The organism is Vibrio penaeicida, from assembly GCF_002933855.1.
In the GTDB taxonomy this organism is placed as follows: domain Bacteria; phylum Pseudomonadota; class Gammaproteobacteria; order Enterobacterales; family Vibrionaceae; genus Vibrio; species Vibrio penaeicida_A.
The window spans coordinates 85,714-85,951 of record NZ_BFAQ01000030.1 but is presented as its reverse complement, the minus strand read 5'-3'; positions in this window follow the sequence as shown (position 1 = coordinate 85,951).

The window sequence follows — 238 nt, the reverse complement described above, 5'->3', positions numbered from 1 at the left end:
ATAGCGCTTTGATAATTAAAGGGTTGTAAGGCTCTCGAAAATTGCTGGCTTCAGTGTTTTTGAGTTCGATTCCTTAGCCTGAGTCAAGGTGGTAAATCCTCGCAAGCCAAGTCGTTGTAGGTTTCAAAATCATTCAGCTTCATCAGATTTTGAAGTTTGGTTTCCGGCTAGCTTTCCTAAATTCTCGACTGAATCGGTGTTTTGGGTTTTGTGGTCTGGTTGCAGAAGGTTTTGTTGG